This window comes from Vibrio fujianensis (genome assembly GCF_002749895.1).
In the GTDB taxonomy this organism is placed as follows: Bacteria; Pseudomonadota; Gammaproteobacteria; order Enterobacterales; family Vibrionaceae; genus Vibrio; species Vibrio fujianensis.
In genome coordinates, this window is record NZ_NBUS01000036.1 from 26354 (window position 1) to 34220 (window position 7867).

A 7867-nucleotide genomic window follows, 5' to 3' on the forward strand; every position below is an offset into this window, starting at 1 on the left:
ATTACTTTACGACCGTTCGCAGTCGCCATGCGTGCACGGAAACCGTGAGTACGCTTGCGCTTTAGAACTGAAGGTTGAAAAGTGCGTTTAGACATTATTATTACCTTTACTGATCAGTAGTGTTAGGTTCTTAAGTTAACCCGGCGTGGGTGTTTGTCTTCGAAAAGACGCCGACGCCTCTCAACAAAGAGGCGGAATTGTAATCACACTCACAAAAAGTGTCAATGACTAGGGTAGGGTAACTGAGAGTTAATCTTGTCGTTAACGGCTCAGCGCTACCTATTCTTTTTCGGTCGGGCGATTATACGGAGTCTTTACTAAATCTCAAGGATCGTTCGTTGATCGCGCTATTAAACTTTACTGGAGCAAGCCGCAATAAGAGTGATCGACAGATAAGATCACAACTTATACCTAGATACTCATAGCTTATAAAGCAGAACCAAGGATAAAAAACAGAATGGTCATTTTGGGGATAACTCGGAAAGATCTTTGAATATGTGGATCACTGTGTGGGTAAATAGGCTAATTAGAGCGAGATCTCGGTTTATTTATTTATATTGTTGTGAATAACTTCGATCTTATTCAATAGTTTGTGGATCAATTACTGGCGATCTTACTTATCAACAGGTAGAATTGCCGATCTTTACTAGCCATTAATTTAAGAGTGAGGGAACCGTGTCATCTTCGCTTTGGTTGCAATGTTTGCAACAGCTTCAAGAAGAGCTACCAGCCGCAGAATTTAGTATGTGGGTTCGTCCGTTACAAGCGGAGCTCAATGACAATACTCTCACTTTGTTTGCCCCAAACCGGTTTGTGCTCGATTGGGTTCGTGATAAATACATCAACAATATTAATCGTTCATTGACAGAGTATTGTGGGCATAATGCGCCGAGCTTACGCTTTGAAATAGGTAACCGTCGAGCCGCTGCAGCGAAACCAGCACCAGTGAGAACTGCGGCTGATGTTGCGGCAGAGTCTTCTGCGCCTGCTCAACTTGCACGGCGTAAGCCCGTGCATAAAACTTGGGATGATGACAATGCCGTGGCCGATATTAATCACCGTTCTAACGTGAATCCCAAACACAAGTTTAATAATTTTGTGGAAGGTAAATCGAACCAGTTGGGATTAGCGGCTGCACGTCAAGTGGCGGACAATCCAGGGGCGGCCTATAACCCACTCTTTTTATACGGTGGCACTGGGTTAGGTAAAACCCACTTATTGCATGCTGTTGGAAACGCCATTGTCGATAATAAACCCAATGCTAAAGTGGTTTATATGCATTCAGAGCGTTTTGTTCAGGATATGGTGAAAGCGCTGCAAAATAATGCGATTGAAGAATTTAAACGTTACTATCGTAGCGTCGATGCGCTATTAATTGATGATATCCAATTTTTTGCTAACAAAGAACGTTCCCAAGAAGAGTTTTTCCACACTTTTAATGCGTTATTGGAAGGTAACCAGCAGATCATTCTCACCTCTGATCGCTACCCAAAGGAGATCAATGGGGTTGAAGATCGCCTTAAATCCCGCTTTGGTTGGGGCCTAACGGTTGCCATTGAGCCGCCTGAGTTAGAAACCCGTGTGGCAATCTTGATGAAAAAAGCGGAAGATCATCAAATTCATCTCCCCGATGAAGTGGCTTTTTTTATCGCTAAACGATTACGTTCTAATGTTCGTGAATTGGAAGGCGCGTTAAACCGAGTGATCGCCAATGCCAACTTTACTGGTCGCCCGATTACCATTGATTTTGTCCGTGAAGCGCTACGTGATCTGCTTGCTTTGCAAGAAAAATTAGTCACTATCGATAATATTCAGAAAACGGTTGCCGAGTACTACAAAATAAAGGTAGCGGATCTCCTTTCTAAACGTCGTTCTCGCTCGGTGGCGCGTCCCAGACAATTAGCGATGGCGTTATCGAAAGAGCTAACTAACCATAGTTTACCGGAAATTGGCGATGCATTTGGAGGGCGAGACCATACTACCGTACTGCATGCGTGTCGGAAAATTGAACAGTTACGCGAAGAGAGTCATGACATAAAAGAAGATTACTCGAATTTGATACGAACGCTTTCTTCTTAATCTCTTCATCTATTCGTATGATGTGATGTATGATTTTTATCCTGTTTATTCCCTATCGTTAGGTTAAGAGCACACTATGAAATTTACCATTGAACGCAGCCACTTTATTAAATCGCTACAACAGGTGTCTGGGACGCTGGGTGGGCGAGCGACCTTGCCGATTTTGGGGAATTTGTTACTCAGTGTCGATAATGATCAATTGTCGATGACCGCGACGGATCTTGAGGTGGAGTTGATCAGCCGAGTCTCTCTTGAAGGGGATTTCGAAGCGGGCAGCATCACGGTTCCTGCCCGTAAATTTTTAGATATTTGCCGAGGACTACCTGATGACGCCATCATTACCGTGTTATTAGAAGGGGATCGAGTTCTCGTTCGTTCAGGAAGAAGTCGCTTTTCTTTGGCTACCTTACCAGCCAGTGATTTTCCTAATATTGAAGACTGGCAGAGCGAAGTGGAAATTTCACTCACTCAAGCAGAATTGCGTGGCTTGGTGGATAAAACCCAGTTTTCGATGGCCAACCAAGATGTTCGCTACTACCTCAATGGTATGTTGTTAGAAATTGATGGTCAGACTTTCCGTTCTGTCGCCACTGATGGTCATCGGATGGCTGTCTCACAGACCACACTTGCGCAAGAGTTTGCCAACAAGCAGATTATTGTACCGCGCAAAGGCATTTTAGAATTAGTTAAGTTATTGGATGCACCAGATCAGCCGGTGGTGTTGCAAATTGGCGCTTCCAACTTACGAGCTGAAGTGAATAACTTTGTCTTTACCTCTAAGTTAGTCGATGGCCGCTTCCCTGATTATCGTCGTGTCTTACCACAAAACACCAATAAAACATTATTAGCTGGTTGCGACGAGCTGCGTCAGGCTTTTTCTCGTGCAGCGATATTATCGAATGAAAAATTCCGAGGTGTTCGGGTGAATTTAGCGGATCAGCAAATGCGTATTACCGCCAATAACCCGGAGCAAGAAGAAGCAGAAGAAATGCTGGATGTCGATTTTACCGGTGACGCGATTGAAATTGGCTTTAACGTCAGCTATGTATTGGATGTCCTCAATACCTTGCGTTGTCAGCAGGTACGAATTTCAATGTCTGATGCTAATGCCAGTGCTTTAATCGAAAATGTCGATGATGACAGCGCCATGTATGTGGTGATGCCGATTCGTCTATAGAGAGCTTTTTGCCTTTATTATGCCTCTGACTCGTTTGGTTATTCAGCAATTTCGTAATATTAAAGCCTGTGATATCACCTTATCATCAGGCTTTAACTTTCTTATTGGCCCGAATGGCAGTGGCAAGACCAGTGTTCTTGAAGCGATTTATTTATTGGGGCATGGGCGCTCATTTAAGAGTGCATTAACCGGACGAGTGATTCAACACGACAGCCCAGAACTGTTTGTGCATGGCCGTTTTTTGAACTCGGATCAATTTGAGCTACCGATTGGCATTAATAAGCAGCGTGATGGCTCAACAGAGGTTAAAATAGGCGGTCAATCTGGACAAAAATTAGCGCAATTGGCTCAGGTGTTACCTTTGCAGTTGATTCATCCAGAAGGGTTTGAATTATTAACCGATGGCCCGAAACAGCGGCGGGCTTTTATTGATTGGGGCGTGTTTCATTCCCAACCAGCTTTTTTTGAGGCATGGGGGCGTTTTAAACGTCTGAATAAACAGCGTAATGCTTTATTGAAAACCGCTCGTAGTTATAAAGAAATCAGTTATTGGGATCAAGAGCTGGCTCAATTGGCTGAACATATTGACGTTTGGCGACACACTTATGTTGAACAATTGAAAGTTGTCGCTGAAACGCTTTGTCGCCACTTCTTGCCTGAATTTGAGATTAGCTTAACTTACTATCGTGGCTGGGAAAAACAGACCGCTTATAAAGAAATTTTGCAAAATCACTTTGAACGCGATCAACTGCTTGGTTATACCTTCAGTGGCCCGAATAAAGCGGATTTAAAAATGAAAGTGAATGGAACCCCCGTCGAGGATGTTCTTTCACGTGGTCAGCTTAAGTTAATGGTGTGCGCACTGAGAGTGGCGCAAGGTCAACATTTAACCGAGCTGACCGGGAAGCAATGCATCTATTTGATTGATGATTTTGCTTCCGAACTCGATAGCCAACGCCGTAAGCGTCTAGCAGATTGCTTAAAAGCGACGGGGGCTCAAGTGTTTGTAAGTTCTATTACTGAAAGCCAAGTTGCCGACATGATCATGCCGAATAGCAAGATGTTTCATGTAGAACATGGCACAATAGGACAAGGATAATTACTGAGAGAGTAACTCATGTCGAATAATTACGATTCATCGAGTATTAAAGTACTGAAGGGTCTAGACGCCGTGCGTAAGCGTCCAGGTATGTACATCGGCGACACAGATGATGGCACCGGTCTGCATCACATGGTTTTTGAGGTGGTAGATAACTCAATAGATGAAGCGTTAGCGGGTTACTGTAAAGATATCGTCGTTACCATACATGAAGATAACTCAGTATCGGTTAGTGATGATGGTCGCGGTATTCCTACCGAAATTCATACCGAAGAAAATGTTTCGGCCGCAGAAGTTATTATGACGGTTCTGCATGCTGGCGGTAAATTTGATGACAACTCTTATAAAGTCTCTGGTGGCCTACACGGAGTGGGGGTTTCAGTCGTTAACGCCCTTTCTGAAAAAGTGCTTTTAACCATTCATCGTGGCGGCAAAACGCATACTCAGACTTATCGTCACGGCGTACCACAAGCACCGTTGGCAGTGGTTGGAGAGACCGAGCGTACCGGAACAACCTTACGTTTTTGGCCGAGTGCGGAAACCTTCACTAATATTGAATTTCATTATGATATTTTAGCTAAACGCTTACGTGAGCTTTCTTTCTTAAACTCAGGAGTTTCAATTCGTCTGCAAGATGAGCGGGAAGCGGACAAACAAGATCACTTCATGTATGAAGGTGGTATCCAAGCGTTTGTGACTCACCTTAACCGTAATAAAACTCCGATTCATGACAAAGTATTCCACTTTAATCATGAGCGTGATGATGGCATCAGTGTTGAAGTGGCCATGCAGTGGAACGATGGTTTCCAAGAAAATATTTATTGCTTCACCAACAACATTCCTCAGCGTGATGGCGGAACCCATTTAGCGGGTTTCCGTGCTGCGTTAACTCGTACCCTCAATAGCTATATGGAAAAAGAAGGGTATAGCAAAAAAGCCAAAACCGCGACGTCTGGCGATGATGCTCGTGAGGGGTTAACGGCGGTTGTCTCAGTCAAAGTGCCTGACCCTAAATTCTCTAGCCAAACCAAAGATAAATTGGTCTCTTCTGAAGTGAAAGCCGCTGTAGAATCGGCGATGGGTGAAAAGCTCAATGAGTTTTTAGCCGAGCATCCCTCTGAAGCGAAAATGGTGTGCAGTAAAATTATTGATGCCGCTCGCGCTCGCGAAGCTGCGCGTAAAGCGCGTGAAATGACTCGCCGTAAAGGGGCGTTAGATCTGGCTGGTTTACCGGGTAAGCTGGCGGATTGCCAAGAAAAAGACCCTGCGCTCTCTGAACTGTATATTGTGGAAGGGGACTCTGCGGGCGGTTCAGCTAAACAAGGCCGTAACCGTAAGAATCAGGCGATTCTACCGCTGAAAGGTAAAATTCTGAACGTTGAGAAAGCTCGTTTCGATAAAATGCTCTCTTCTCAAGAGGTTGCTACCCTAATTACCGCGTTGGGCTGTGGGATTGGCCGTGATGAATATAATCCAGACAAACTGCGTTACCACAATATCATCATCATGACCGATGCGGATGTCGATGGTTCTCACATCCGTACCTTGCTGCTAACCTTCTTCTATCGTCAAATGCCAGAGTTGATTGAACGGGGTTATATCTATATTGCTCAGCCACCTCTATATAAAGTGAAAAAAGGCAAACAAGAGCAGTATATTAAAGATGAAGAAGCGATGACCCAATATCAAATTGCATTGGCGTTAGATAATGCTTCGCTGCATGTTAATGATCACGCTCCAGCCTTGGCGGGTGAGCCATTAGAAAAACTGGTTCAGCAATACAATGCTGTAACTAAACTTGTTGAGCGTATGAGCCGCCGTTATCCTCATGCCATGATCAATGAGTTCACCTATATGCCTCGCTTAACTGAACAAATGTGCCAAGATAAAGCGGTTGTTGAGCTTTGGACCGAGCGTTTAGTGAATCAGCTCAATGCCAAAGAAGTCGGTGCAAGCCAATATCAATTTGAAATTGAGCATCACCCTGAGCTTGGTGTTTATTCACCAAAAGTGATCGTTCGGACTCATGGTGTGACGTATGATTACTTGATTAGCATCGATCTACTGAATTCGAAAGAATATAGCCGTCTTGCTGATCTCTTTGAAGCCTTAGATGGCCTATTAGAAGAAGGGGCTTATATTCAACGAGGTGAGCGGACTCAACTAGTATCGAGCTTCTCTGCCGCTCTAGAATGGTTGATTAAAGAATCTCGTCGTGGTCTTGCCGTACAGCGTTATAAAGGGTTGGGTGAAATGAACCCAGATCAACTGTGGGAAACCACCATGGATCCAGACTCTCGTCGTATGATGCAAGTGACGATTGATGATGCGGTCGGAGCTGATGAACTGTTTACCACCTTGATGGGCGATCAAGTTGAACCTCGTCGCGCTTTCATTGAGAGTAATGCACTTCGAGTCGCAAACCTCGATATTTAGTTTTTATTCTTAAATGATCTGTTAAGCAGCGCTTTGGCGCTGCTTTTTTATTGGATAGAGAAAGCCCGAGCGAGGAATAGAGCGAATTTACGGTTATGTCGGCAGAGCAATGGAAAGGTGTTGTTGGCTAGGTTCTTTCACTCTAATCACATCGCCTGTCTATACTCATGCGGATTATGAGAACCATCCGTAGCTCTCACCAAAGGCCAGCCTACGGCTGTTTAAATTTGTTCCAGATAAATTTACTTGTCGCATCTGCAACTCTAAGTTGTTTAGGTATAGTTAAAATATAACCAACTTTATTTATTTAAAAAATAAAGTCGGTTGAAGAAAATAATCCGTGAGCGATATGGGATATGTTGATAAATTCTAATTTAATCACTGCTAATTTAATGGAATCTAATTTTTTGAAATTTTGTATTAACTACAGGCTGAGATATTGACCAAAACAATGCTTTTACTGGTTTTGGTATTGATAGTATTAATTTTTAACGGATGAAATCTAATTAATTACCTTGTTTTGATAAAATAAATGATGATAGTCAATTTTGTTATTTGTTTTATATATTATTTATTGACCTTTAGATTATCAAATTGCAGTATAAAAAAACAGGCGCATACTCAGCGTATAAATATAGTTGTAATTAACCTGTTATTATCCTTTTTTACATAAATTGGCAACATGTTGCTTTTTATGTCCGTTAGAGATTTGTGTATGTTGAGAATTACCAGTTCAGATAAATTTATCTCTTCAAGGTTTATATTGGAATACAGTAAAGTTGAATTTGCTTCTTTATTGGGAGTTTCCGTGGCCAAAATAAGCAATATAGAAAATGGTAAATCTGCCATTCCACCTGTGTATAATTACGCAATTAATTACTTGCTTAGTGAACATCCGTTTAAAGAAAGTGCAATCGAAGCTCTGTGCTCACATATAACTCTTGATTTTGCTAGGCGTATTGATGTTAATTCAAAAGTTAAACGCTTATCTTGTAAGCGTTGTGATGGCCGAAGGTTACACGTAATGGCAGGTATGAATGGACTCTACTTTGTTGAATGTATGGACTGTAAACATA

The 7867-nt window shown here is 42.8% G+C and carries 6 protein-coding genes; 5 read left to right on the forward strand and 1 reads right to left on the reverse strand.

The genetic code is table 11. The annotated features are described in order from the left end of the window. Positions 1-95 (reverse strand): 50S ribosomal protein L34 (gene rpmH, locus B7C60_RS17625; RefSeq protein ID WP_245868460.1); only part of this gene is annotated, 95 nt, incomplete at its 3' end. Positions 96-675: 580 nt separating this feature from the next. Here rpmH and dnaA point away from each other — a divergent pair. The 5 genes from dnaA to B7C60_RS02650 form a co-directional block, all read left to right on the forward strand. Beyond that, positions 676-2079, forward strand: a complete 1404-nt coding sequence (dnaA, locus tag B7C60_RS02630) for a chromosomal replication initiator protein DnaA (protein WP_099610307.1) — start codon at positions 676-678, stop codon at positions 2077-2079. Between the two features lie 76 nt (positions 2080-2155). Beyond that, entirely contained in the window at positions 2156-3256 is a 1101-nt protein-coding gene (gene dnaN / locus B7C60_RS02635; protein WP_099610308.1) for a DNA polymerase III subunit beta, read from the forward strand. Between the two features lie 19 nt (positions 3257-3275). Beyond that, entirely contained in the window at positions 3276-4355 is a 1080-nt protein-coding gene (gene recF, locus B7C60_RS02640; RefSeq protein WP_099610309.1) for a DNA replication/repair protein RecF, read from the forward strand. 18 nt (positions 4356-4373) lie between these two features. Then, on the forward strand, positions 4374-6791 hold the full coding sequence (gene gyrB / locus B7C60_RS02645) for a DNA topoisomerase (ATP-hydrolyzing) subunit B (RefSeq protein WP_099610310.1): 2418 nt from the start codon (positions 4374-4376) through the stop codon (positions 6789-6791). 715 nt (positions 6792-7506) lie between these two features. Then, positions 7507-7867, forward strand: a 361-nt coding sequence (locus B7C60_RS02650) for a helix-turn-helix domain-containing protein (protein WP_245868449.1), incomplete at its 3' end; no start/stop codon positions are given.